We start from the raw sequence: 22200 nt of genomic DNA on the forward strand, positions 1-22200 counted from the left end.
GGGCGCTGGCCGTGGTGTTCCTGCTCGCGCTGGCCGGGCTGCCCGCCGGCTCGTCGCCGGCCGGTGGGACCGGGTCCGGCACGCTGCGGGTGCTCCAGATGAACCTCTGCAACAGCGGCCGGGCCGGCTGCTGGACCGGTCGCGCCGTGCCGCGGGCCGCCGAGGTGATCGCCGCCGAACTGCCCGACCTGGTCACGCTCAACGAGATCTGCCGCGACGACGTGACCATGTTGCGGCGGGCGCTCGCCGCCGACCACCCCGGCGCCCGGGTCGTCTCCGCCTTCCAGGCCGCCGGGGACCGCCCCAGCGGCGCCGCGACCCGGTGCGACAACGGCCAGCCGTACGGCATCGGGTTGCTGGCCCGCCTCGACGGCCGCGGCGACCGGCCCGAGGTGCACCGGGGCACCTATCCGGTGCAGGATCTCGCGGACCCGGAGGAGCGGGTCTGGCTCTGCCTGCACGCCGCCGCCGTGCTGCACGCCTGCACCACCCACCTGGCGAACACCGACGGCGCCGTGGCGCTGGCCCAGTGCGGCCATCTGGTCGGCACGGTGGTGCCGGCGATCCGGCGCGACGACGGGTACGCGCCCACCGTGCTCGGCGGCGACCTCAACCTGCGGGCCGGCGGCGTACCCGACGTGCGCTCGTGCGTGCCGCCGGACTACCGGCGGATCGACGACGGCGCGCGGCAGCAGGTCATCGCGACGGACGACCTCACGATCTGCTGCCACCGGGCGGTCGACATGGGCGGCTCGACCGACCACCCCGCGCTGCTGGCCACCCTGGCGGTGCGCGGCGGGCCGCCCGCCGGCCCGGCGACATTCGCGCGGTGAGCACCGCCGGCCCGACCATGCCGGTGCTACGGCAGGCGGGCGACGAGCGTGGGCGGCGCGACCGCCCGATAGGCGTCCTGGAGCACCTCGGCCAGCTCTGCCTCGTCGAGGCCGGCGTCGAGGCGTACGCCGACCCAGCCGCGACCGCCCACATAGGGCGGGCGGAAGTAGGCGCGCGGGTTCGCCGCGGCCAGTTCGACCGCGGAGCCGGCCGGCGCGGCGCACCACAGGTGCGGGAACTTGTCCTGGTGATGGCCGTCGGGCCAGACGGTGGCGAACGACTTCTTGCCCCGCACGAACCAGGTCGGGGTGCCGTGACTGAGCCGTTCGCTGACCTCGGGCAGCGCCAGGCACACCCGTCGGATCGTCTCCACCATGTCGGTCACCGGTCCACCGTAGGGCATCCGGCGGGCCCGGTGAGCGCAGCTTCGGGTCGAGGGCCTCGCGGACCGCCTCGCCGAGCATGACGAAGCTCAGCACGGCGGTGACGAGGAACGCGGCGGGGAAGAACAGCAGGTACGGCGAGACCCGGAGGTAGTTCTGCGCCTCGCTGATCATGATGCCCCAGGGGACCACCGGGTTCTTCAGACCGATGCCCAGGAACGACAGCGTGGCCTCGGCGCCGCGCTGGCCCGGCGGAAGGCCGACTGGTCCTGCCCCGCGTGCTGGCCCGCTTCCCGGCGGTGGTGCTCGCCGCCGAGCCCGGCGAGCGGCGCCAGCTCATGCTGCGCGGCTACGACCACCAACCGGTCCGGCTGGCCGCCCCGCGCCGGCCGGCCGGGACCTTGCCAAACCAATCCGATTGAGTAAGGTCGATTTCACGCTGTGGAAAGGACACACCGGCCATGACCGATGAGATCCGCGCGTTCCTGCTCGCCGCCCTGACCGAGATGAAGTACGACGTCGAGGACGTCGACGACGACACCGTCTTCGGCCCGGCCGGTCTCGACGTGGACTCCCTCGGCCTGGCCGAACTGGCCGTCCGGGTGGAGGACCGGTTCGGGGTGGCGTTCGACGACGACGAGGCGGAGATGCTCGCCATGATGACGCTCGGCGAGTTCTGCCACGCGGTGGCCCAGCGCATCCAACCGGCGTCGGCGCTCTGACCGGCGCGCCGGCCGTGCCCGCGAGTGTGACGGTCACCGGCATCGGGCTGGTCAGCCCGGTCGGCGCGACCGCCGCCGAGGTGTTCGACGCGGTGTGCGACGGTCGCTCCGGGCTGTCCCGGCCACCGGAGGGCCACCCGGTCCACGGCGTGGTCGACGTCGCCGCGATCGCCCCGGCGATCGACCCGGCCACCGTGCTGCCCGGCCCGGAGTCCCGGGTGGTGGACCGCTCGATCGTGATGGCGCTGCGCGCCGCCGCCGACGCGCTGGCCGACGCCGGCCTGCGGGTCGGCCGCGACGTCGACCCCTACCGGGTGGCCGTCGTCGTCTCCGGCGTCGGCGGTCTGTCCACGCTGGCCGACCAGGTTCTCCAGCGGGCCGGGCGGGGCCGGTTCGGGGTCAGCCCGTACCTGCTGCCCGGGACGCTGCCGAACATGGGCGCGGCGCGCATCGCCATCGCGTTCGGCATCCGCGGCTACACCTCGTCGATCGGCACGGCGTGCGCGGCCGGCGCCCAGTCCGTCGGCGAAGGGCTGCGCATCCTGCGCGCCGGTGAGGCGGACGTCGTCGTCGCCGGCTGCGCCGAGGCGCCGCTGTTCCCGACGTTCGCCGACGCGTTCGGCAACGCCCGCGCGCTCGCCCGGGGCTGGGCCGACCCGACGGCCGCGAGCCGGCCGTTCGACCGCCGGCGCAACGGCCTGGTCCTCGGCGAGGGCGCCGGGGTCCTGGTGCTGGAACGCGCCGCGCACGCCGCCGCGCGCGGCGCCCGCCGCCACGCCGACGTGCTCGGCTGGGGCGCGACGAACGACGCGTACCATCCGACCACCCCCCGCCCCGACGGCGCCGGCGCGGCGCACTGCATGCGGATGGCCGTCCGCGACGCCGGCCTGGACCTCGGCGACATCGGTTACGTCAACGCGCACGGCACCAGCACCAAGGCCGGCGACGCGGCCGAGCTGGCCGCGCTGCGTGCCGTCTACGGCGCACACCCGCCGCCGCTGAGCTCGACCAAGGGCGTGACCGGGCACATGCTCGGTGTCTCCGGCGTGATCGAGGCGGCCATCGGCGTCGAGGCGCTGCGGCGCGGCCTGCTGCCGCCGACGCACAACCTCGACGACCCGGACCCGGCCGGCGACGTCGACCACATCCGCAAGACCCCCCGCCCGTCGCCGGTGCAGGCCGTGCTGTCCAACTCCTTCGGCTTCGGCGGCCACAACGTGAGCCTCGTCCTCTCCCACCCCCACCCCGCGCCCTGATTCCCGGAAAGAGCGCCCAACCCGTGCGGCGCGGGCCCTCTTTCCGTGCATCAGGCCCGAGGGGTGGGTGGGGGTCAGCGCACGGTGATGAGGGTCGCGGACTCGTGCCGGGCGACCGTGACGGCGAAGTGCGGGTCGAGCATGTCGACCAGGTAGTCCAGGTCCGCGACGAGCGGCACCGGCAGCAGGTCCTGCTGGTCGAGGTCGGTGCGGCTGGCGACCAGCTCGATCCGGTCGGCCTTGAGCAGCCCCCGGGTCAGGAACGCCGGCAGGTCGTCGGGGAGCAGGCACCGCCACAGGTCGACGTTGACGATCAGGTCCAGCGCGCCGGTGCGGAACTGTTGCAGGACGGTGCCGAGCAGGTGCGAGTTCGTGTCGTGCGGCGGCGCCGCGTGGTCGAAGGTGTGCGAGCCGGCGCCCAGCTCCAACGCGGACACCCCGTTGCCGACGACCAGGGCCCGGCTGGTGGCCAACTCGTCGCGCAACGCGGCGGGCAGCACGGCCGGGTGCCCCAACCCGCCCCGCCGGTAGGCGTCGATCGCGTCGCCGTAGAGGCGGATGCGACCCAGGTGCCGGCCGAACGTGTTTATCGCGTACAGCACCTCGACGTCGTAGCGCAGGTGCTTGCGCAGCAGGTATTTCATGTTGTCCATCGAGGCGAGCCCGTTGGTGGTGCGGCGGAAGTGCGGCAGGTGGTAGGAGAGCGCGTCGACGTCGAGCCGGAACAGCTCCGGTGGCGCCCCGTGCAGGTGGAAGACCCGGTAGAAGAAGTCGAGGTCCTCGAAGCCCCACTTGACCATGGCCTCGTCGAAGCCGCCGACCCGTCGGAACGACTCGTGGTCGACCGAGGCGTTGTGGGTCAGCCCCAGCACCCACGGCGCGTGCGGGAAGTCCCGCATCCGCTGCGGGTGGGCGGTGTCCTCCAGGCGCGGGTCGCCGCGCTCGGCGTCGAGCATCGCCGGCCCGATCGGCTCGCCCCGACGCAGCGCGTCCGCGCCGGCCCAGTCCAGGTCGTACCGCTGCCCGAGCAGCACGCCGGGGCGGCCGGCGCGGCCGGCATGGAAGTCGCGGTGCCGCTCCAGCAGCCGGGGATGCGCCACCGTGTCGGCGTCCAGGAACATCAGCGTGTCGGCTCGGGCCCGGGCCGCCGCGGCGTTGCGGTTGGCGCTGCGCCCACGGTTGTGCTCGCTACGGACGTGGCTGACGGTCAGCCGGTCGCCGTACCTGTCCGCGACCGGTCCCAGCGCGACGGCGGAGCCGTCGTCGCCGACGATCACCTCGAAGTCGTCACGCGGCAGCGTCTGGCGGGTGAGCGAGTGCAGCGTCGCGTCGAGGGCGGCGCCGTTGTCGTGCGCCGGCACCACCACGCTCAGGCTCGGCCGGCCCCCGGTCGGCATGCTCAGCGGGGGGTGGAGTTGGCGGCGAGGTAGTCCGCCAGGTCGCCGAGGGTGGTCATCCGGTCCTCGTCCAGATCCTCCACGTCGATCTGGATCTCCAGCTCGTCCTCCAGCTCCAGCAGCACCTCCAGCGCGAGCGACGAGCTGAGGCCCAGCTCGTCCATCAACTGGGTTCGCTCGGTGACCGGCGTGGCCGGCCGGAGCATGCGCTCCAGCAACGCCGTCAGGCTCCGGACGATCGCCTCGCGCGGCGGCGACGCGGTCGACGTGTCGTGCTCTAGCACCGGTGGCCCCGCGAATCGATCGTGTGCGCCAGCATGGAGCCATCAGAGCAAAGGACATCGGCGAGTGTCAACGGGTAGAACTCGATCGCGTACGGGGCGTCACCGGCGAGCGCCACCGCCATGCGGTAGCCGGACGGCGTCGCCACGTCCGCGAGGCGGTGCGGGCCGGCCGGCTCGACGCACGCCACCACGTCGTCCGCGTGCACCGGCACGGCCAGGTTGGGCCAGAGCCGACCCCCGGCGGACTTCACCGCCGCCTCCTTGCGGACCCAGAGGCGCAGGCACCGGTCCGCCCGCTGCCCGGCGTCGAGCCCGGCGGCGACGTGTCGCGCCTCCTGCGGGTGGAAGAAGCGTTCCGCCAGGGACACCGGGTCCCGCCCCGGCGGGAGGTGCTGGATGTCCACCCCGACCGGGCGGCCCCGGCTCAGCGCCACCGCGACGAGGTCACCGGAGTAGGACAGGCTCGTGTGCAGTCCGGCGTGCGGGCCGGTCAGCGCCGGCCGGCCGTGCCGGCCCGGGCGCCAGGCGAGCGCCGACGGCGGCACGCCCACGGCCCGGCCGGCGAGGACGCGCAGCGCGCCGTGCGCGACGGTGAACCGGTCCCGCAGCCCCGCGGTGCCGAGCGCGGCGGCGCGGGACCGCTCCGCCGGGTCGAGCACCGCCCGGCAACGGGCCAGCTCCGCTGGCGACGCCCCGGCCGCAAGCACCCGCACGCACACGGTGTCTTGCATGCCCGGCAGCGTAGCGGGCCCGGCCGGGCGTTGACACACGCCGATGCGCGTTGCTCTGATAGGCCGGTGTTGGCGCAGACGGCCCAAGCGGGCGTCCCCGTTCCGTTCGCCGGGCCGGGGGCCGGCACCGCGCCCCTGACCTGGGGGCAGAAGGCGATCCTGCAGGACATGCGGGAAACCGGGTGGACGCACAACGTCAGCGGCGCGCACCCGATGCCGGCCGGCGTCACCGTCGAGCAGGTGGCCGCGGAACTGGCCGGCCTGATGGGCCGGCACCCGGCCCTGCGGATGCGGCTCGGCCGCGACGAGCGGGGCGTGCCCCGCCAGGTCGTCTCGGCCGCCGGCGAGACGGTCCTGGACGTGGTGGACGTCCCCGACGACGCCGACCCGGCCGACGTGGCGGCGTTCGCCTACCGGTTGGGCCACACCCGCCTGTTGACCCACTACGACCACTACCGCGACTGGTCCGTGCGGATGGCGGTGGTCCGGCACCGGGGCGCGCTGGTGCACCGGGTGCTCACGTTCGACCACCTCGTGGTGGACGGCACCGCCACGTCGCTGATCCTGGCGGACCTCGGTCTGGCCACGCCGGCGGTCCGCCGGACCCGCGACCCGCGCACCGTGCAGATCCTGGACCTCGGGCGGCGGGAGGCGACACCGCCGCTGCGCAAGGTCAGCGACCGGGCGGTACGCCACTGGAAGACGCACCTGCGTGCCATCCCGCCGCTGACGTTCGGCCAGCCCACCGCCGGGGCCGGTCGGCAGGGCCACCGGTACTGGCACGGCCGGTTCAGCTCGCCCGCCGCGTACCTGGCGGTGCGGGCCGTCGCCCGGCGGACCCGCACCGACACCTCGCGGGTGCTGCTCGCGGTGATCGCGGTCGCGGTCGGCCGGGCCACCGGGGTCAGCCCGCTCACCGCGAAGCTCATCGTGGGCAACCGGTTCCGCCCCGGCTTCGCCGAGGCGATCGCCCCGCTGAGCCAGAACGGCGTGCTGACGATCGACACGGCCGACTCCACGGTGGACGAGGTGGTGGCGCGCGCCCGCCGGGCCTCGGTGGCCGCCGGCATGTACGCCTACTACGACCCGGACCGGTTGCGCGAGTGCGAGGCGCGGTGGGACGCCGAGCGGGGCTATCCGGCGCGGGTCACCTGCCGGATCAACGACCGGCGGGTCACCACCCGGGCGGCGGCGGAGGAGGGCGTCCGGGACGAGGAGGTGACGCCGGCGGCGATCCGGCGGAAGGCGGCCAAGACGTTCCTGGTCTGGGACGGGCCGCTGGACCACCTCCACGAGCAGGCGTTCATCACCGTCGAGGACCACCCGGGCACCGTGTTCCTCCAGGTCATCTTCGACTTCGCGTGCTTCACCGAGGCGCAGGCGGAGCGCCTGCTGCGCGGGGTGGAGGAGGTGGCCGTGGAGGCGGCCCTCGACGCCGCCGCGCCGACCCGGGTCACGCCCGGTTCGGCGAGCTGACCGGCCGGGTGCCGCTCACCTGTCGCCCCAGGTCACCGGCAGCGACTCCAGGCTGCGCACCACCAGGCCCGGCCGGAATCGCAGCTCCGCCTCGTCGACCGCGAGCCGCAGGCCGGGCAGCCGGCGCAGCAGGGCGCCGAGCGCCTCCTGCAACTCCATCCGGGCCAGCGCCGCGCCGAGGCAGTGGTGCGGTCCGGCGCCGAACGCCAGGTGCGGGTTGTGCGTCCGGTCCAGGTCGAGCGTGTCCGCGTCGGGGAACACCGTGGCGTCCCGGTTGGCCGAGGCGATGGCCGGCAGCACCGCGGCGCCGGCCGGCAGGCGTACGCCGCCGAGCTGCACCTCCTCGGTGGTGACCCGGGGCAGCAGCACCCCGTTGTCGCCGAGCTGGATGAAGCGGGACAGCTCCTCCACCGCCCGGGCGACCGCGGCCGGGTCGTCGCCGCGCAGCCCGGCCAGTTGTTCCGGGTGGCGGGCCAGCACGAGCAGGAACAGGTTGAGCTGGTTGGTGGTGGTCTCGTGCCCGCCGACGAAGATGCCGGCGGTGACCGAGACCAGTTCCCGTTCGGTGAGGTCGTCGTGTTCGTCCCAGGCGGCGATCAGCGCGCTCATCAGGTCGTCGCCGGGGTGCCGCCGCCGCTGGCCGATCATCTCCCGGAACGCGTCCAGGGCGGCCTGCGGGGCCGCCGGGTCGGCGTCCCAGTCGCCGACCAGCGCGTCGGACCACTGCCGGACCCGCTCCTGGTCGTGTTCGCCGATGCCGAACAGCTTGCTGATCACGACGAGCGGCAGCGGCGCGGAGAGGTGGCTGATCAGGTCGGCCGGCGGCCCCGCGGCCTCCATCCGGTCGATCATCCCGGCCACGAGCGCCGCCACCGTCGGCCGCAGCTCCTCCACCCGGCGGACGGTGAACGCGTGCGACACCGCCCGCCGCATCACCGTGTGCCGGGGCGGGTCCATGCCGATCAGCGAGTCCTCCGCGAGTGAGCCGAGTTCGCGGGTCGGCCGGTCGGGTCCGGCCGCCGCCGCCCGGCTGAACCGGTGGTCGGTGAAGACCCGGCGCACGTCGGCGTGCCGGGTGGCGAGATAGGCCGACGCCCCGTCCGGCAGCTCGACGCGGGCCACCGGGCAGGTCTCGCGCAGCCGGGTGTAGTCCGGCGACGGATGGTAGATGGTGGGAGCCGGCGCGAGCGGGTAGGTAACGGCGTTCGGCTGCGTCATCTGCGACTCCTCTGCGGGTGGTCAGGTCGGTCGGGGTGCGCCGGTGAGGGCGGTCAGCGCGGGCACCAGGTCGGCGGGGCTGGGCAGCGCGCGGATCCGGTCGCGCATCAGCGCGGCGGCGGCCCGGGCGGGCCCGTCGCCGATCAGTTCACCCACGGTGTCGCGGAGCACGGCGCCGCCGGCCTCCTCCGGCGTGAGCCAGGTGCCGGCGCCGGTGGCGGCCAGCCGCTCGGCGTTGAAGTGCTGGTCGCTGACCTGCGGCAGGACCAGCTGCGGCACGCCCTGGGCGAGCGCGGTCATGGTGGTGCCGGCGCCGCCCTGCTGCACGATCGCGGCGCAGGTCGGCAGCACCAGGCGCAGCGCCAGCGGCGCGTCGGCCAGCCGGACGTTGGCCGGCATCGCGTCCAGCCCGCGTCGCTGGCGGGGCTCGACCACCACGACGACCTCCACGTCCAGCTCGGCGACGGACCGGACGACCCCGGCCAGGTCCAGCCGGTCGGTCAGCCCGACGCCGGCCATCATGGTGCCGGCCGTGACGCAGACCCGGGGCCGGTCCGCCGGGCGGTGCAGCCAGGGCGGCAGCACGGCCGTTCCGTTGTACGGCACGAAGCGCACCGGCCGGCCGGGACGGGCCGTCGGCACCTGCATCGGCGGCGGCGCCGGGTCGATGGTCAGGTCGCCCTGCGGTGTCACGTCGGTGGCGGCGAGCCCGAACCGGGCGGCGAGCGGCCCGATCACGGACTCCGGGTCCAGGCGTAGCGTCACCGAGGAGTCCGGACCCCACAGGTGCAGCACGCCGGGCACCCGCAACGCGGCGGCGGCCACCGGCGCGGCCAGGTTGAACGGTTCCCAGATGATCAGGTCCGGCTGCCAGGCCCGGCCGAAGTCGACCAGGTCGTCGAGGAGCGCGTCGGCGAGCCGGACCACGCCGCCGTCGGCGGTGATCGCCGGCTCGACGAGTCCGGCCGGCGCGGGGTCGGGTTCGTCCAGGGCGCCGACCGCGCCGATCCGCCCGGCGAACGCCTCGGCGAAGTCGATGTCCTCGCCGAGCGGCACGGCGGCGAGCCCGGCCGCGGTGATCGGGGCGACCATCGACGGATGGCTGGCCACCCGCACCTCGTGACCGGCCGCCTGGAGCGCCCAGCCGAGCGGAACCAGGCCGTAGAAATGCGACCGCCAGCCCCACGTCGACATCAGAATGCGCAAGGCCGCAGTCAAATCCCACCAATCCGCGCACGAAACGGCAGTCCTGGACCACAGATGTTAGGCGATCGGAGTCCGTACGCGGAAGGTCGCGGACACCGTCCACAGATATTGACGGCGGGCTACCCGTGGTGGAGTCTTACCCGGTGCCGGCCAATTCCGGGCTGCGAGCCTATCCGTTCGAACCGTTCACCGGCGACCTGCCCGCCGAACTGCTCGACATGGTCGTCACCGAACCGGTCAGCCGGGTGCGGTTGCCTGACGGGCGTCCGGCCTGGCTGGTGCTCAACTACGAGCACTGCTGCACCGTCCTGGCCGACCCCCGGTTCTCCCGGCTTCCCCCGGGCGCGACCGCGACGCCGGGCGGCGGCGGTCCGCGCGAGTTGAACATGGACGGTGCGGCGCACGCGGCCGTGCGGCGGGTGGCCAGCCGCGCGTTCACCGCGCGCCGCATCGAGACGTTCCGCCCCCGGGTGCGGCGGCTGGTGGACGACCTCGTCGACGCCATGACGGCCGGCCCCCGCCCGGCCGACCTGGTGGCCGGGCTGGTGGCGCCGCTGCCGGTGTTCGTGGTCTGCGACGTGCTCGGCGTCCCGGCCGGCGACCGCCCCCGCTTCTACGACTGGATCTCCGGCCTCAACTCGGTCACCGCGTACGGCTCCGCCGGTGCCGCGGACGCGCAGGCGCAGCTGCGGACCTATCTGGCCGGGCAGTTGGCGCGCAAGCGGGCGGAGCCCGGCGACGACCTGCTCTCGGCGTGGGTCGTCGGTCAGGACGCGCACGAACTCGTCGACGCCGAGCTGGTCGAGCTGGCCATGGGGGTGCTGCTCGGCGGGCTGGAGATCAACTCCACGAGCGCGGGCCTGCGCGCGTTGTTCCAGCACCCGCAGCAGTTGGCGAAGCTGCGGGCGACGCCGGGGAAGCTCGGCCCGGCCACCGAGGAGATCCTGCGCTACACGTCGGTGAGTGCCATGTTCCGGGTCCAGGTGGTGCGGGAGGACCTGACGCTGGGTGGTGTGGCGATGCGGGCCGGTGACTGCGTGATGGCGATCCCGTGGGCCGGCAACCGCGATCCCCGGCACTTTCCCGAGCCCAACGTCTTCGACATCGACCGGGTGCCGACGGTGCCGCACCTGACGTTCGGCTTCGGTCCGCACTTCTGCCTCGGCACCGCGCTGGGCCGGATGCAGGTGGAACTCTCCCTCGGGGCGTTGCTGACCCGGATGCCGGGCCTCGCGCCGGCCGTGCCGATCGAGGAGATCCCGTGGCGGCACGACCGGATGAACGGCGGCATCGCGTCGTTCCCGGTCACCTGGTGACCGCCGGTCAGTAGCTCTCCACCGCGTTGACCCGGTCCGGCCAGTAGCGCTCGCCCGGCGCCGGGACGTAGTGCTCCCAGCGGGGCGGGTTCCCGGTCGGGTGGTCGCCGAGCACGGTGATGCGCTGCCCGCGCCGCACCCCGTCGTAGTCGTTTATCGCGTAGTGCTGGGTGACCCGGTTGTCCCACACCGCGACGTCGCCCACCCGCCAGCGGTAGCGGCAGGTGAACTGGGGGCTCTCCGAGAACCGGAACAGGTGTTCCAGCAGCGCGTCGCTCTCGGTGCGGGTCAGTTGCGGGATGTGCGAGGTGAACAGCCGGTTGACGTAGAGCGAGCGGCGGCCGGTCTCCGGGTGCACGCGCACCACCGGGTGTTCGGCGCGGCTGGTGAACTCGGTGCCGATCCGGATCACGTGGATGGCGGTCAGCCCGTCGAGCAGGTCGCGCATCGGCGCGGAGAGCGCCTCGTAGACCCGGCACTGGTTGGTCCACATGGTGTCGCCGCCGACCTCCGGCAACTCGGTCAGGTGCAGGATGGACGCGATCGGCGGGCTCTGGTGGAACGTCATGTCGGTGTGCCAGACGTCGACCTTTCCGCCGTCGGTCGAGTCGATGACCACGATCTCCGGATGCTCCGGCAGGCGGGGCAGATAGGGGTGCAGCTCGACCTCGCCGAACCGGCGGCCGAACGCCACGTGCGCCTCGGGCGTCAGCCCGGTCTGGCCGGCGACGAACACCACCTGGCGGGTGAGCAGCAGCTCGTGGATCAGCGCGAAGCCGGCGTCGGTGAGCGTGTTGAGGTCGATGCCGTGGACCTGGGCGCCCAGGGCGCCCGCGACGAGCCGGACGTCGGCGGCGGTGGAAGTGGTCATCGATGGTCCTCCCGGTCTGCGCGCGGCGCCCCGTCGGCGCATTCTTCCACGATCGTGAATGTCCTTACCAGCGTCCTCGTTGACGCGGCCGCCGACGGCTTGGGATCATTCGCTGCGCCGGCGGGCGGCCGTCCCGCGGGGGAGGGGGCACCGGTGGCGATCGATGCGGTGACGGGGGCCGACGCGGCGGCGCGGCTCGACCGGCTCACCGACCTGGCGACCCCGTTCGCGGTGCGCACCGCCGTGACGCTGCGGGTGCCGGACCGCATCGCGGCCGGTGTCACCGGCCTGGGCGAGCTGGCGGCGGCGTGCGCCGTCGACCCCGCCGCGCTGGGCCGGCTGCTGCGCTACCTGGCCCACCGGGGCGTGTTCGTCGAGCCCTCGCCGGACGTGTTCGCCCTGACCGACGTCGGCGAGCTGCTCTGCGACCGCGACGGCGGCGGGCACGGCGCCGACCTCGACCTCGGCGGTCTCGGCGCGCGGATGGACCTGGCCTGGGCCGGGCTGCCGCACGCGATCCGCACCGGTGAGCCCGGTTACGGCTCGGTGCACGGGCGCGACTTCTGGGCCGATCTGGACGCCCACCCGGAGCACCGCGCCTACTTCGACGCGCTGATGCTCAGCCAGCAGCGGTTCACCGCGCCGGAGGTGGCCGCGCTCTATCCCTGGTCGGAGGTGGCGCACGTGGTCGACGTGGGCGGCGGCGCCGGCGGGCTGCTGGCCGAGTTGCTGGCCGCGCACCCCCACCTGCGCGGCACCCTCGTCGACCGCGGCGAACCGGTGGCGACCGCCGCCCGGACGTTCGCCGAGCGCGACCTTGCCGCCCGGGCCGGGACCGTGGTCGGCGACTTCTTCGCCCCGCTGCCGACCGGCGGCGACGTGTACGTGGTGTCCCGCGCGTTGACCGACTGGAGCGACACCCACGCGACGGCGATCCTGCGGCGCTGCGCCGAGGCGGCCGGTGGCTCGGGGCGGGTGCTCGTCGTCGAGGTGTTGCCGACGGTGCCGCACGTGCCGCACCTGTCCGCGTACGACCTGCGGATGCTGGTGCTGGTCGGCGGTCGCGAGCGGAGCGTGGCGGAGCACACCGCGCTGGCCGCCGCGGCGGGGCTGGCGCCCCGGCGGACCTTCCACGGCGCCGACGGGCTCACGCTGATGGAGTTCGCCGCCGCCTGACCGGGCCGGTGCGTCCCTTACCCACCGGTGCGCCTGCCCATTGCCGCATTTGGCTGCGCATCGTCCAATTTGCCGAAGAACTTCGTCATCGCATTGGTCGCCACCCATGAGTTGCTGCATTTATCAATGGTTGTTCGCGGGAGTTCCGGCCGGTAACGTCTCGCCTGCCGACTAGCCGAGCCTTCGCGAAAGGGTCGACGCGTCATGACGGTTGCTGGCTTCACGCGATATCCGCCCTTCATCGACGACCTCGCCCGAAGCGAATCGGGACGGCTGCTGCGCGCCGAACTGGGCCGCCGCTGGCCGGAGACCACCGACCCGCTCGCCGCGATCGCCCGGTACGCGCTGCTTCCGGCCGGCAAGCTGCTCCGCCCGATGATGACGCTGCACGCGGCGGAGGCGGTGGGCGGGTCTCCCCGCGACGTCCTCGCCGCCGCGCTCGGGACCGAATACCTGCACGTCGCGACGCTCGTGCACGACGACATCATCGACGCCGACACGCTGCGCCGCGGCCGGCCGGCGGTTCCGGTGGCGTTCGGCATCCCGGGCGCCATCGTCGCCGGTGACCACCTCATCTTCACCGCGTTCCGGGCCATCGTGGACGGCGGCGCCGCGGTGCCACCGGGCCACGTGGTGGCCGCGGTCACCGCGCTCGCCGAGGCGGGGCAGGACCTGTGCCGGGGCCAGTCGATCGAGGCGGGGCTCGTCGGCGACCTGGACGCGGGCGCCCGGTGGTACCCGGAGATGATCCGGCTCAAGACCGGCTCGCTGTTCCGCGCGGTGTGCCACATCGGCGCCCTGCTCGGCGGCGCGGAACCGGCCGTGGCGTCCGCGCTCGCCAGCTACGGCGAGCACGTCGGCGTCGCCTTCCAGATCCGCGACGACCTGCTGTCCTACGTCGCCACCCCGGAGCAGACCGGGAAGCCGGCGACCAGCGACCTCAACAACGGCCGGCCGACGCTGCCGCTGCTGCTGGCCTACGACGCGGCCACCGACACCGACCGGGTCGAGCTGATGGCGGTGCTGCACCGCCGCGGCGCGGGCCCCGGCGACGTCGAGTGGGTGACCGCCCTGATCCGCGACGTCGACGCGGTCGGCGGAGCCCACCGGCGGATGGTCGAGCACGCCGAGCGGGCCCGGGCTGAGCTGGCCGTGCTCGCCCCGTCCGCGAGCGCGGACGTGCTGGCCGGCATCGCACGCTGGATGACGAGCGAGATGGCGTGAGTGCCGCGCGGGCACTGCGGGCGCATCTGGAGACCTGGCGGCCCTACACCCTGTGGTACGTGGGGCTGGTCGGTCTCGGTGGCGCCGCGGTGGCCGCCGGACCGCACCATCCGTGGCGGCTCCTGTCGGCCTGGGCCGCGCCCACCGCCGGCTGGCTCGGCGGCCACTACCTCGGTGACTGGTTCGACCGTGAGCTGGACGCCGGCAGCAAACCGCACCGGCCGATCCCGTCCGACCGGTTACGGGCGCGCACGGCGGTGGCGTGCGGCTGCGCCTGCTATGCGGTGCTCGCGGTCCTGGCGGTGGCGGGCGGCTGGGGCACCACGGCGGCGGCGCTGCTGGCCGGCTTCGGCATCGTCGCCTACAGCCGCTGGCTCAAGGCCCGCGGGATCGCCGGCAACCTGGTCCGTGGCGCGCTGGGCGCGGTCGCGCTGCTCTACGGCGCGCTCGCCGTCGGGATTCCCCCGGGCCCGTCGTCGGCGTGGGCGCTTCTGCTGGCGCTGACCGTCGCGTTCTGGGCGCACGACGCGATGTCCAACCTGGTCGGCGCGCTGCGCGACATCGACGGTGACCGCGCGGGCGGATACGAGACGCTGCCGGTGCGCCGCGGCGTACCCTTCGCGGTCCGGACCGTGGTGGCGTTGTACGCCGTCACGGTCGGCGCCGCCCTCACCGCCGGGCTGCTGGCCGAACCCGGCGCCCGCGCCGCCTACCTGGCGACGTTGCTCGTCGTCGCGGTCGCGGGCGTCGCCGCCCTCGCGCCGCTCGTGACGCGCCGCGCCGGTCTGCCGGTCGCGGTGGCGTTGCGCGCCCATTCCGTCCTGGTCGTCGAGCGGGTGGTGCTGGCCTCGGCCGTGGTCGGGCTCGGCCTCGGCCTTGCCGGGCAGCTCCTGCTCGCGCTGCCGATGGTCGCGCTGACCTGGTGGGCGCAGCGCGAGATGCGCGCCCGCCACGAACTCGGCCCGGCCACCGCCGGCCTGGCCCTGGCCACCCACCGTCGAGTGTCCTGGGAGGACGCGCCATGACCGCTGTGACCGGCGAGGCCGTCGGGAGGGCGATCACCGCCGGCGCCGAGGCGCTGCTGCGCCGCCGGCGCGCCGACGGGGTCTTCGGCGACGACCCGCCGGCCTCGGTGCTGGGCACCGCGGGCGCGGTGGCGGCGTTGCACGCCGCCGACCCGGTGGGCAGCGCGGATCTGGTCGACGCCGGCGTCGGGTGGCTGCTGCGGCAGCAGCACGACGACGGCGGCTGGGGCGGCGTGGCGGGCGCGCCGAGCGAGGTCGTGCCCACCGCCGTCGCGATCGCGGCGCTCGCGCTGAGCGCGCCCGTGCGCGGCGCGGAGGCGGTGGCGGCCGGGCGGGTCCGGCTGGCCGCCGTCGGCGGCGTCGACACGATCACCGACCGGGCCATCTCGCTGCTGTGCCGCCAACTCCTGACCATGGCCGGGCTGACCGCCGAGGCCGGCCGGCTGCGCCGGCTGCCGCTGGAGATCGTGCTGGTCGACCGGGTCCGCCGCCGGCGCCTGTCCTTCCGCACCGCGCCGTTCATCGGCCTCGCCCTGATGCAGGCGGACCTGCTGCCCGCCGGCCGCCTGCGCCGCGCCACGCTGGGCCGGGCCCGGCCGGTGGCGGTGCGGCTGCTGCGCTCCATCTACGACCACGAGGGACGCACCGGCGCACTGAGCGAGGACCCGTGGCCCGCCGCCCTGGTGCTGCTCGGCCTGGCCCGCAGCGGCCAGGCGCCGGACATCGCCGAGGCGGTGGTCGGTTGGTTGCGGCGGGCGGTCCGCCCCGACGGGTCCTGGGACGCGGTGACGAACCTCGACCTGACCCGCTCCGCCTACGCGATGACCGGCCTGAACGCGGCCGGCTACGCGGCCGACCCGCGGCTGCGCGCCACCCGCGACTTCTTCCACGCCACCCAGCAGCCGGCTGCGTTCGAGGTGCTGGGCGTGCCGCCGGGCGGCTGGAGCTACTCCAACGTGGGCGGCTGGCCGGTGACGCTGGAGTCGGCCGAGATCCTGTCGGCGCTCGCCGGCTGTCCCGACGCGGACACGGACGAGGTGCTGCGCAGCGGCCTGAACTGGCTGATCGGCCGGCAGGACAGCCGCGGCTCGTGGAGCCTGTGGGTGCGCGACACCCAGCTCGCCAACGACGGCCCGTGCCCGGCCATCACCGGCCAGGCGATCCTCGCCCTGCACGACGCCGGCCACCCCGACGACCATCCGGCGCTCGCGCGGGCGGCGGCCTGGCTGCTGACCCGGGCCGCGCCCGACGGCACGTTCGAGAACCTCTGGTACCGCGACCACACCTCCGGCACGGCCGTGGTGGTGACGGCGCTGTCGCGCGTCGGCCACGCCCGGCACGAGGTGGTCCGCCGGGCGGCCCGGTGGCTGCGTGACACCCAGCTCGCGGACGGCTCGTGGGGGCCGGGTGACGGCACCGCCGGCTCGGTCGAGGAGACCGCCTGGGCCGTCCAGGGCCTGCTGGCCACCGGCGATCCGCAGGACGGCCAGGCCGCCGACCGGGGCGTGGCCTGGCTGGTGGCCGCCGCCGGGCCGGACGGCGGGTGGCCGGCGGCCCGGGTGTGCAACTACATCCGCCACCACATGCGCTACCCCAACGCGGTGATCACCCAGGCGCTCGCGCTGCGCGCGCTCGGCGAGCACCGCCGGGCCGCCGCCGGCCGGCCGGACGGCGCGCCCGGGGCGGTGGCCCGATGAACGCCGACGTGGTGGTGGTGGGCGCCGGGGCCGGCGGACTGGCCAGCGCCCGCGCGCTCGGGGCGCTGGGGCTGCGGGTGCTCGTGCTCGACCGGCAACGCGCTCCCGCGTCGATCGCCAAGGGCGAGATCCTGCAACCCGAGACGGTCCGCATCCTCGACACCTGGGGCGCGCTGCCCGCGCTGCGGGCCACCGGCGCGCGTCCGGTCGGGCGGCTTGCCATCCGCGACCGGTACGGCGAGCCGCTGCTCTGCCTGGACTACGCCGGCCTGCCCGGCGCGTACCGGGAGATCCTCTGCGCCGACTACGGCGACCTGCGCGGCGTGCTCGCCGACGGGCTGCCCGCCACCGTCGACCTCCGGTGGGGCCGGCGGGTGACCGGTCTGCTGCGCGACGACGGCGGCCGGGTCACCGGCGTCCGGGTCACCGGCGAGCGGGGCGACGAGGAGGTCCGGGCCGCGCTGGTGGTGGCCGCCGACGGCATGTCCTCCCCGCTGCGCCGGGCGGCCGGGGTGGCGGTCGAGCGCCGGGAGTACCCGCACGGTCTGGTCGCGTTCGACGTGGCCGGCGCCGAGGTGGCCGACGAGGTGACGGCCTACCGCACCGGCCGGGGCCTGTGCCTGGTCTATCCGTTGCCGGGCGGCCGGTGCCGCCTCTACGTACAGGTGACGCCGGACGAGTTCCGGGGCCGGACCGACCTGGGCGGTTGGTGTGACCGGCTGCTCGCCGACGTGCCGGCGGTCCGGCCGCTCGGGTCGGCGGTCCGGGCCAGCCTGCACCGCCGCCAACTCCTCGCCGTCTACCGGCTGCGCACCGCCCGGCTATCCCTGCCGGGCCTCGCGTTGGTCGGCGAGGCGGCCCACGCGGTGCACCCGATGGCGGCGCAGGGCGTCAACAGCTCCCTCGGTGACGCCGAGGCGCTCGCCGCCACGCTGGCGGCCGAGGGCGGCACACCGGAGCCCGGCGCGGTGGACCGGGCGCTGCGGGCTTTCGAGGTCGCGCGCCGGCCCCGTCTCGACCACGTCGCCACCGTCAGCCACAACGCCTCCCGCATGATCACCAGCGTTTCCGGGCTGCCCAGGGCGCTCGGCGGGCGGATGATGCGCCGCACCGCCGCCAACCCTCGGCTGCTCGGGCTCACCGCCGGCAACCTCTCCGGCACCGACGTCCGGCCGTTGTCGCTCGTCGACCGGCTGCACCAGCTCGGGCTGCTCGCCGACCGGCACGCCCGCACCCCGTCCACGCCGGCCCCGTCGAGAAGCGAGCGACCATGACCCCTGCCACCGCCGTCGGCAGCCACCCGCCGGCCGACCTGTCGATGAACGAGACGCCGTACCCGCCGCTGCCCGGCATCCGGCGGATCGTCGCCGACGGGGCCGCTGCCCTCCAGCGGTATCCGGACCGCACCGCGTCGACGCTGGTGTCCGCGCTGTCGGCGCGACTCGGGGTGGGACCGGAGGCGATTGTGGTCGGCCCCGGCTCGGCCGGGCTGTGCCAGCACCTGGTGCAGTCGCTGGGCCCCCGCCCGGAGGTCGTGCACGCGGCGCTGTCGTTCGAGGGCTACCCGCTGATCGTCGGCAACGCGGGCGCCCGCGCGGTGCCGGTGCCGATGGACGGGTACGACCACGACCTGCCCGTGATGGCCGACGCGGTCACCGAGCGGACCCGGTGCGTGCTGCTGTGCAGCCCGAACAACCCGACCGGGGCGGCGCTGCGCCGCGACCGGGTCGAGGCGTTCCTGGACCGGATCCCGGCCGACGTGCCGGTCATCGTGGACGAGGCGTACCGGGAGTTCGTCACCGACCCGCAGGCGGCGGACGGAATGGAGCTGTACCGGGCGTACGACAACGTCTGCGTGCTGCGCACCTTCTCCAAGGCGTACGGCCTGGCGGCGCTGCGGATCGGCTACGCCGTCGTGCCGCCGCGGCTGACCCGGGCGGCGGCGCTGACCGGCGCGGTGTTCTTCCCGAACGCGCTGGCGCAGGCGGCGGCCGTGGCGAGCCTGGCGCCGGACGTGACGGCGGAGCTGACCCGGCGGTGCACGGATCTGGTGGCGTCGCGGACCCGGCTGATCGGGGCGCTGCGTGCGCTGGGGGTCACCGTGGCGCCCAGCGAGGCGAACTTCGTCTGGCTGCCGCTGGGCCAGCGGGCGGCGTCGTTCGCGGAGCGGGCCCGGGCGGCCGGGATCCTGGTGATGGCGCTGCCCGGCGCGGGGGTGCGGATCACGGTCGGCTCGGACGAGGCGAACGACCGGCTCCTCGGGTTCGTCCGGTCGGCGCTCGCCGAAGGGCTCTGAACTCTTTCCCGGGATGGCGTCGCATCCGGGCCGGGTCGTTCGTGGAACGGCCGAGAGGCGGAGGCTTCCGCACGACGCGCCGGGAGGCAGCGGCGTGGACCCGCGCTGGCCGCGCAGTCCGCCCTCACGCGCCTCGCTCGATGTGCCGGCGGTGGGTTGCGGAGGACGTGGTGCTCATGGCTCAGTTCACAGGCGCCGAGCCGACCCGTCGTGTGTACGACGTTGCGTAGCTGCACCCCGGCTGCCTCCCGCTGGCGGATCTGAGCACGCTCGGCCTCGTCGAGATGGATGCCGCTGTTGGGCAAGCGCCGCTCCGGTCAACCGCCGAGTCGTTGCCGGGCGAGGAACTTGGGCACGACCATGCGCCATGCCTCCGTCACCAGCTCGGTCATGTGCCCGCGGTCGAGCCCGGCGACGTGGCAGCACACCCAGTTGAAGCGCTGGTCGGCGGCGCTGGGGAGGAAGAGGCGCCGACCCGGAACTTCACGCGGTCCCGGATCAGGTGCTCGCTGCTGCGCGGCAGCGTCCGCGCCAGCGCGCGGACGTCGGCTACGGTCACCATGGTCCGACCGTACGCAGCAAGCCCGACGCCGCGTCGCACCGGCCGGGGCCAGCCGTGCCGGTACGTCGCGGGCCGAGCGAGCAGCGCCGCGATCAGATCGAGCCGGCGTCCGATGGCCTGAGTCGCGACGGGCTGAACCAGCCCAGCCGCCGTGATGCGGTACGCGCCGATCCGCCGCGGCACCGGAACGCTGGACCACTCGACGTCCGCCGGGCTGGTGGTCGGCAGGGTGGCGACCACCTTCTCGAACGCGCCGCGGCTCACCGCCCATCGGGCCTGCAACGGGACGCCCTCGACGACGAGTGCGAGCGCCAGCGCGACGACCACCGGCGCCGGTAGGAACCGCCGCGACACCGGCCAGACCGAACACGACGTTCAGCACCAGCCACGGTATGCGCAGGCTCGCGGGCTTGACCGGCGGGCCACCGTCGCGCCCCGTGGCTACCAAGGGAAAGTCCTGTCCGGCACCGGCCGATCATGGTGGGCCACGAGTCGCCGAGCAATCCCCCGGCCGTCCAGCCGTGCTGACCGTCGAGGACGGCGTGTCGCGGTTGGGGAAGGAACTCCTTCGGAGCGATATACCGCTCGGTCATAATCATGACTCCGAGGTATATCCATCTTTTCGCTGTACTGTCCGAGACGAGATCACCCAGAGTGATCCCGTCGTTCGGTGGGCGATCTCGTGACTGTGACCAGGCACAGATAGCGCAGGTCGGGGTCGTAGTCGGCGACCAGCACCTCCTCGGGCCGGTCCGGGTCGGTGCCGATCCGGTCCAGCAGCGTCCACCACACGCCGGTGGCCGGCTGCCCCGGCGGCACCACCGTCACCGTGCCCCCGCCGGCCTGCGGCCGATGGGCCGCACGGCCCACGCCGGCACCCACATCGACCCCGGGAATCGCGGCCAGGCCCGCGCCCAGCACCACCGCCACGTCCGGGCCACCCGCACCGAGCGCGTTCAGCTCGGCAGCCGCCCGGCCGGCGACGTCGTCCGGCCCGACGTCCGCGTGCTGCCGCACCGCGGTCAGCCGCGCGCCGTCGGCCGGGCCGCCGCCGAGCAGCAGCGCCACCGCCCGGTGCCGCTGCGGCACGGCAACCCCCGGGTCGTACGGCAGGACGGACTGCTCGACGACGATCAGCAGGGCCCGGTGGTACGCCGCCGCGCTGACGACGCGCAACCCGGTGAAGGCCGCCGCCGAACCCTGGTCGCAGAGCGCGAACGACGTCGGCGTGCCCGGGCAGACGTGGCTGAGGTAGGTGGCGGTGGCCCGGCCGGGCAGCGCGTCGTGCACCGCGAACGCCAGCACCAGCAGGTCCACCGGATCGTCGTCGGGCACGAGCGCCCGGATCAGCTCGGCGGCCATCTCGCCGTACGTCTGGCCCCGCGCCGCCGGGTCGACCCGCAGGCCGGCCGGGCGGGTCAGGTCGGTCAGGTATTCGACGGCCCGGCTCCGCAGGTCGGGATCGGCGAGCAGCGCGGCCGGGCCGGTGAACTCCCGGCGCGCGGCCCGGATCAGGTGCAGCAGGATGCCTCCCCGGTCAGTGCTCGAACACCATGGCGGCGAACGTCGCTCCGTCGCCCGCGCCCACCGCCGCGACGAGGTAGCGGTCGCCCGGACGCAGCAGGTCGCGCTCGCGGGCGGTGCGGTAGTTGACGAACGCGTCGGCGCAGAACACGTGCCCGGTGGCGGTCACGTTGTCCAGCAGCACCTTTTCCAGCGGCAGCCCGAGCAGCTTGCACAGCCGCTTCCAGGTCATCAGGTTGACGTTGTGCGGCAGCACCAACCGCAGCTCCGCCAGCGTGGTCCCGGCCTCGGTGAGGGCCCGGTGGATGACCTCGGCCAGCGCCGGGCGGTACTCGCGCTGGAACCGGGCCGGGGAACCGCCGCCGGCCACGTCGAACTCGCCGCGCTGCGCGCACACGGAGGAGAGCATCCGGTCCCGGCCGCCGTGCGCGCTGACCAGGCAGGCCGACGCGCCCTCGCTGAACACGGAGGTCTCCGGGATGAACTGGGCGTCGCGGGTGAACGCCTTCTCCCCGGTGAGCACCAGGGCGAGCGGTTCGCCGTCCGGCCCGGGCGGCTCGGCGGCCAACAGCCGGCCGGCCACGTCGATCGCGGTGAGCGCGCTGGCGCAGGACTGCTGGGTCAGCGTGAACGCGGTCGCGTGCGCCAGCCCCAGCTCCCGGCACACGTCGTGCAGCGGGTTGGCGGGATAGGGCGCCACCACCGGGAACGCGCGGCCGTACAGCACGAACCGCACCCGGTTCTCCGCGCCGCGCAGCGCGGTGAGGCCCGCGGCGGCGTGCAGCAGCAGGTCGGGCAGGGACCGGGAGGGGGCGCGGCGCACCTCGGCCAGGCCGTGGAACCGGCGGAACAGCCGGATCTGCATCTCGGTCAGGCGCAGCGGCGCGGCCAGCGCCTCGATCGGCACCCGGTGGCTCGGCAGGAACACCGAGACGGCCTCGATAGCCGTCATCCGCACACCGTCACGGATGGATCACACCAACGACACCGGTGGATGTCAAC

Annotated in this window: 22 protein-coding genes and 1 pseudogene; 12 read left to right on the forward strand and 11 right to left on the reverse strand. The window is 74.8% G+C overall.

Going from position 1 to position 22200, the window contains the following annotated elements; translation table 11 throughout:
• Positions 1 to 11 precede the first annotated feature (11 nt).
• Complete coding sequence (locus tag AB0H28_RS06080; protein ID WP_358034942.1) at positions 12 to 833, forward strand: endonuclease/exonuclease/phosphatase family protein; 822 nt, start codon at positions 12 to 14, stop codon at positions 831 to 833.
• Between the two features lie 26 nt (positions 834 to 859).
• Here AB0H28_RS06080 and AB0H28_RS06085 read toward each other — a convergent pair whose 3' ends face one another.
• Entirely contained in the window at positions 860 to 1210 is a 351-nt protein-coding gene (locus AB0H28_RS06085) for an MmcQ/YjbR family DNA-binding protein (protein ID WP_358035168.1), read from the reverse strand.
• Positions 1211 to 1253: 43 nt separating this feature from the next.
• A pseudogene (locus AB0H28_RS06090) lies at positions 1254 to 1454 on the reverse strand (ABC transporter permease); the annotation flags it as partial.
• 41 nt (positions 1455 to 1495) lie between these two features.
• Here AB0H28_RS06090 and AB0H28_RS06095 point away from each other — a divergent pair.
• From AB0H28_RS06095 to AB0H28_RS06105, 3 genes are read left to right on the forward strand one after another with little or no spacing between them, the layout of a single operon-like run.
• Positions 1496 to 1639 carry a hypothetical protein gene (locus AB0H28_RS06095; RefSeq protein WP_358034945.1) on the forward strand — a complete coding sequence of 48 codons (144 nt, stop codon included), beginning with the start codon at positions 1496 to 1498 and terminating at the stop codon, positions 1637 to 1639.
• Positions 1640 to 1678: 39 nt separating this feature from the next.
• The gene (locus AB0H28_RS06100; RefSeq protein WP_358034947.1) at positions 1679 to 1939 is read left to right on the forward strand and encodes an acyl carrier protein; all 261 of its coding nucleotides are present in this window, start codon (positions 1679 to 1681) and stop codon (positions 1937 to 1939) included.
• Positions 1940 to 1953: 14 nt separating this feature from the next.
• A complete protein-coding gene (locus tag AB0H28_RS06105; protein ID WP_358034950.1) occupies positions 1954 to 3195 on the forward strand; it encodes a beta-ketoacyl-[acyl-carrier-protein] synthase family protein in 1242 nt (413 codons plus the stop codon).
• 74 nt (positions 3196 to 3269) lie between these two features.
• Here AB0H28_RS06105 and AB0H28_RS06110 read toward each other — a convergent pair whose 3' ends face one another.
• From AB0H28_RS06110 to AB0H28_RS06120, 3 genes are read right to left on the reverse strand one after another with little or no spacing between them, the layout of a single operon-like run.
• Positions 3270 to 4592 (reverse strand): glycosyltransferase, encoded by a 1323-nt coding sequence (locus tag AB0H28_RS06110; protein ID WP_358034952.1) that lies wholly within the window; start codon positions 4590 to 4592, stop codon positions 3270 to 3272.
• A gap of 2 nt (positions 4593 to 4594) precedes the next feature.
• Positions 4595 to 4876 carry a phosphopantetheine-binding protein gene (locus AB0H28_RS06115; protein WP_358034955.1) on the reverse strand — a complete coding sequence of 94 codons (282 nt, stop codon included), beginning with the start codon at positions 4874 to 4876 and terminating at the stop codon, positions 4595 to 4597.
• On the reverse strand, positions 4870 to 5607 hold the full coding sequence (locus tag AB0H28_RS06120; protein WP_358034958.1) for a 4'-phosphopantetheinyl transferase superfamily protein: 738 nt from the start codon (positions 5605 to 5607) through the stop codon (positions 4870 to 4872). Before AB0H28_RS06120 ends, AB0H28_RS06115 begins: the two co-directional genes overlap by 7 nt.
• A 66-nt stretch (positions 5608 to 5673) precedes the next feature.
• Between AB0H28_RS06120 and AB0H28_RS06125 the strand changes: the two genes are divergently transcribed.
• Positions 5674 to 7083, forward strand: a complete 1410-nt coding sequence (locus AB0H28_RS06125) for a condensation domain-containing protein (protein WP_358034962.1) — start codon at positions 5674 to 5676, stop codon at positions 7081 to 7083.
• A gap of 15 nt (positions 7084 to 7098) precedes the next feature.
• On the opposite strand, the gene AB0H28_RS06130 is transcribed toward AB0H28_RS06125, so the two are convergent.
• Both AB0H28_RS06130 and AB0H28_RS06135 read right to left on the reverse strand, forming a co-directional pair.
• On the reverse strand, positions 7099 to 8301 hold the full coding sequence (locus AB0H28_RS06130; protein ID WP_358034965.1) for a cytochrome P450: 1203 nt from the start codon (positions 8299 to 8301) through the stop codon (positions 7099 to 7101).
• A 21-nt stretch (positions 8302 to 8322) separates the two neighbouring features.
• Positions 8323 to 9507: a nucleotide disphospho-sugar-binding domain-containing protein gene (locus tag AB0H28_RS06135; protein WP_358034968.1), complete on the reverse strand. Its 1185-nt coding sequence runs from the start codon at positions 9505 to 9507 to the stop codon at positions 8323 to 8325.
• 143 nt (positions 9508 to 9650) lie between these two features.
• On the opposite strand from AB0H28_RS06135, the gene AB0H28_RS06140 reads away from it, so the two are divergent.
• Positions 9651 to 10823 (forward strand): cytochrome P450, encoded by a 1173-nt coding sequence (locus tag AB0H28_RS06140; RefSeq protein WP_358034971.1) that lies wholly within the window; start codon positions 9651 to 9653, stop codon positions 10821 to 10823.
• A 7-nt stretch (positions 10824 to 10830) separates the two neighbouring features.
• Here the strand turns inward: AB0H28_RS06140 and AB0H28_RS06145 are convergent, their stop codons facing one another.
• Entirely contained in the window at positions 10831 to 11694 is an 864-nt protein-coding gene (locus tag AB0H28_RS06145) for a TauD/TfdA family dioxygenase (RefSeq protein ID WP_358034973.1), read from the reverse strand.
• Between the two features lie 153 nt (positions 11695 to 11847).
• Between AB0H28_RS06145 and AB0H28_RS06150 the strand changes: the two genes are divergently transcribed.
• The 6 genes from AB0H28_RS06150 to AB0H28_RS06175 all read left to right on the forward strand — a co-directional run bounded on the left by AB0H28_RS06150 (position 11848) and on the right by AB0H28_RS06175 (position 19112).
• Positions 11848 to 12870 carry a methyltransferase gene (locus tag AB0H28_RS06150; protein WP_358034976.1) on the forward strand — a complete coding sequence of 341 codons (1023 nt, stop codon included), beginning with the start codon at positions 11848 to 11850 and terminating at the stop codon, positions 12868 to 12870.
• Between the two features lie 204 nt (positions 12871 to 13074).
• Positions 13075 to 14094: a polyprenyl synthetase family protein gene (locus tag AB0H28_RS06155; protein WP_358034978.1), complete on the forward strand. Its 1020-nt coding sequence runs from the start codon at positions 13075 to 13077 to the stop codon at positions 14092 to 14094.
• The gene (locus AB0H28_RS06160) at positions 14091 to 15119 is read left to right on the forward strand and encodes a UbiA family prenyltransferase (RefSeq protein ID WP_358034981.1); all 1029 of its coding nucleotides are present in this window, start codon (positions 14091 to 14093) and stop codon (positions 15117 to 15119) included. Before AB0H28_RS06155 ends, AB0H28_RS06160 begins: the two co-directional genes overlap by 4 nt.
• A complete protein-coding gene (locus AB0H28_RS06165) occupies positions 15116 to 16816 on the forward strand; it encodes a prenyltransferase/squalene oxidase repeat-containing protein (protein WP_358034984.1) in 1701 nt (566 codons plus the stop codon). Before AB0H28_RS06160 ends, AB0H28_RS06165 begins: the two co-directional genes overlap by 4 nt.
• The gene (locus AB0H28_RS06170) at positions 16813 to 18090 is read left to right on the forward strand and encodes an NAD(P)/FAD-dependent oxidoreductase (protein ID WP_358034986.1); all 1278 of its coding nucleotides are present in this window, start codon (positions 16813 to 16815) and stop codon (positions 18088 to 18090) included. The genes AB0H28_RS06165 and AB0H28_RS06170 overlap by 4 nt, the downstream gene beginning before the upstream one ends.
• Positions 18087 to 19112, forward strand: a complete 1026-nt coding sequence (locus AB0H28_RS06175) for an aminotransferase class I/II-fold pyridoxal phosphate-dependent enzyme (RefSeq protein ID WP_358034988.1) — start codon at positions 18087 to 18089, stop codon at positions 19110 to 19112. The genes AB0H28_RS06170 and AB0H28_RS06175 overlap by 4 nt, the downstream gene beginning before the upstream one ends.
• Positions 19113 to 19500: 388 nt before the next feature.
• Here the strand turns inward: AB0H28_RS06175 and AB0H28_RS06180 are convergent, their stop codons facing one another.
• From AB0H28_RS06180 to AB0H28_RS06190, 3 genes are all read right to left on the reverse strand, one after another.
• Positions 19501 to 20028, reverse strand: a complete 528-nt coding sequence (locus AB0H28_RS06180; RefSeq protein ID WP_358034991.1) for a hypothetical protein — start codon at positions 20026 to 20028, stop codon at positions 19501 to 19503.
• A 291-nt stretch (positions 20029 to 20319) separates the two neighbouring features.
• On the reverse strand, positions 20320 to 21036 hold the full coding sequence (locus AB0H28_RS06185; protein ID WP_358034993.1) for a 2-hydroxy-acid oxidase: 717 nt from the start codon (positions 21034 to 21036) through the stop codon (positions 20320 to 20322).
• A gap of 175 nt (positions 21037 to 21211) precedes the next feature.
• Positions 21212 to 22150 (reverse strand): 3-oxoacyl-[acyl-carrier-protein] synthase III C-terminal domain-containing protein, encoded by a 939-nt coding sequence (locus tag AB0H28_RS06190; RefSeq protein WP_358034995.1) that lies wholly within the window; start codon positions 22148 to 22150, stop codon positions 21212 to 21214.
• Between the last annotated feature and the right edge of the window lie 50 nt (positions 22151 to 22200).

The organism is Micromonospora sp. NPDC050980, assembly GCF_040653835.1.
Taxonomy (GTDB): domain Bacteria; phylum Actinomycetota; class Actinomycetes; order Mycobacteriales; family Micromonosporaceae; genus Micromonospora.

Excerpts from the sequence above, each read along its gene's own strand:
- AB0H28_RS06185 (WP_358034993.1), bottom strand. The coding sequence starts at position 21,036 with ATGGCCGCCGAGCTGATCCGGGCGCTCGTGCCCGACGACGATCCGGTG.
- AB0H28_RS06100 (WP_358034947.1), top strand. The coding sequence starts at position 1,679 with ATGACCGATGAGATCCGCGCGTTCCTGCTCGCCGCCCTGACCGAGATG.
- AB0H28_RS06170 (WP_358034986.1), top strand. The coding sequence starts at position 16,813 with ATGAACGCCGACGTGGTGGTGGTGGGCGCCGGGGCCGGCGGACTGGCC.
- AB0H28_RS06110 (WP_358034952.1), bottom strand. The coding sequence starts at position 4,592 with ATGCCGACCGGGGGCCGGCCGAGCCTGAGCGTGGTGGTGCCGGCGCAC.
- AB0H28_RS06145 (WP_358034973.1), bottom strand. The coding sequence starts at position 11,694 with ATGACCACTTCCACCGCCGCCGACGTCCGGCTCGTCGCGGGCGCCCTG.
- AB0H28_RS06175 (WP_358034988.1), top strand. The coding sequence starts at position 18,087 with ATGACCCCTGCCACCGCCGTCGGCAGCCACCCGCCGGCCGACCTGTCG.
- AB0H28_RS06085 (WP_358035168.1), bottom strand. The coding sequence starts at position 1,210 with ATGGTGGAGACGATCCGACGGGTGTGCCTGGCGCTGCCCGAGGTCAGC.
- AB0H28_RS06130 (WP_358034965.1), bottom strand. The coding sequence starts at position 8,301 with ATGACGCAGCCGAACGCCGTTACCTACCCGCTCGCGCCGGCTCCCACC.
- AB0H28_RS06165 (WP_358034984.1), top strand. The coding sequence starts at position 15,116 with ATGACCGCTGTGACCGGCGAGGCCGTCGGGAGGGCGATCACCGCCGGC.
- AB0H28_RS06155 (WP_358034978.1), top strand. The coding sequence starts at position 13,075 with ATGACGGTTGCTGGCTTCACGCGATATCCGCCCTTCATCGACGACCTC.
- AB0H28_RS06120 (WP_358034958.1), bottom strand. The coding sequence starts at position 5,607 with ATGCAAGACACCGTGTGCGTGCGGGTGCTTGCGGCCGGGGCGTCGCCA.
- AB0H28_RS06190 (WP_358034995.1), bottom strand. The coding sequence starts at position 22,150 with ATGACGGCTATCGAGGCCGTCTCGGTGTTCCTGCCGAGCCACCGGGTG.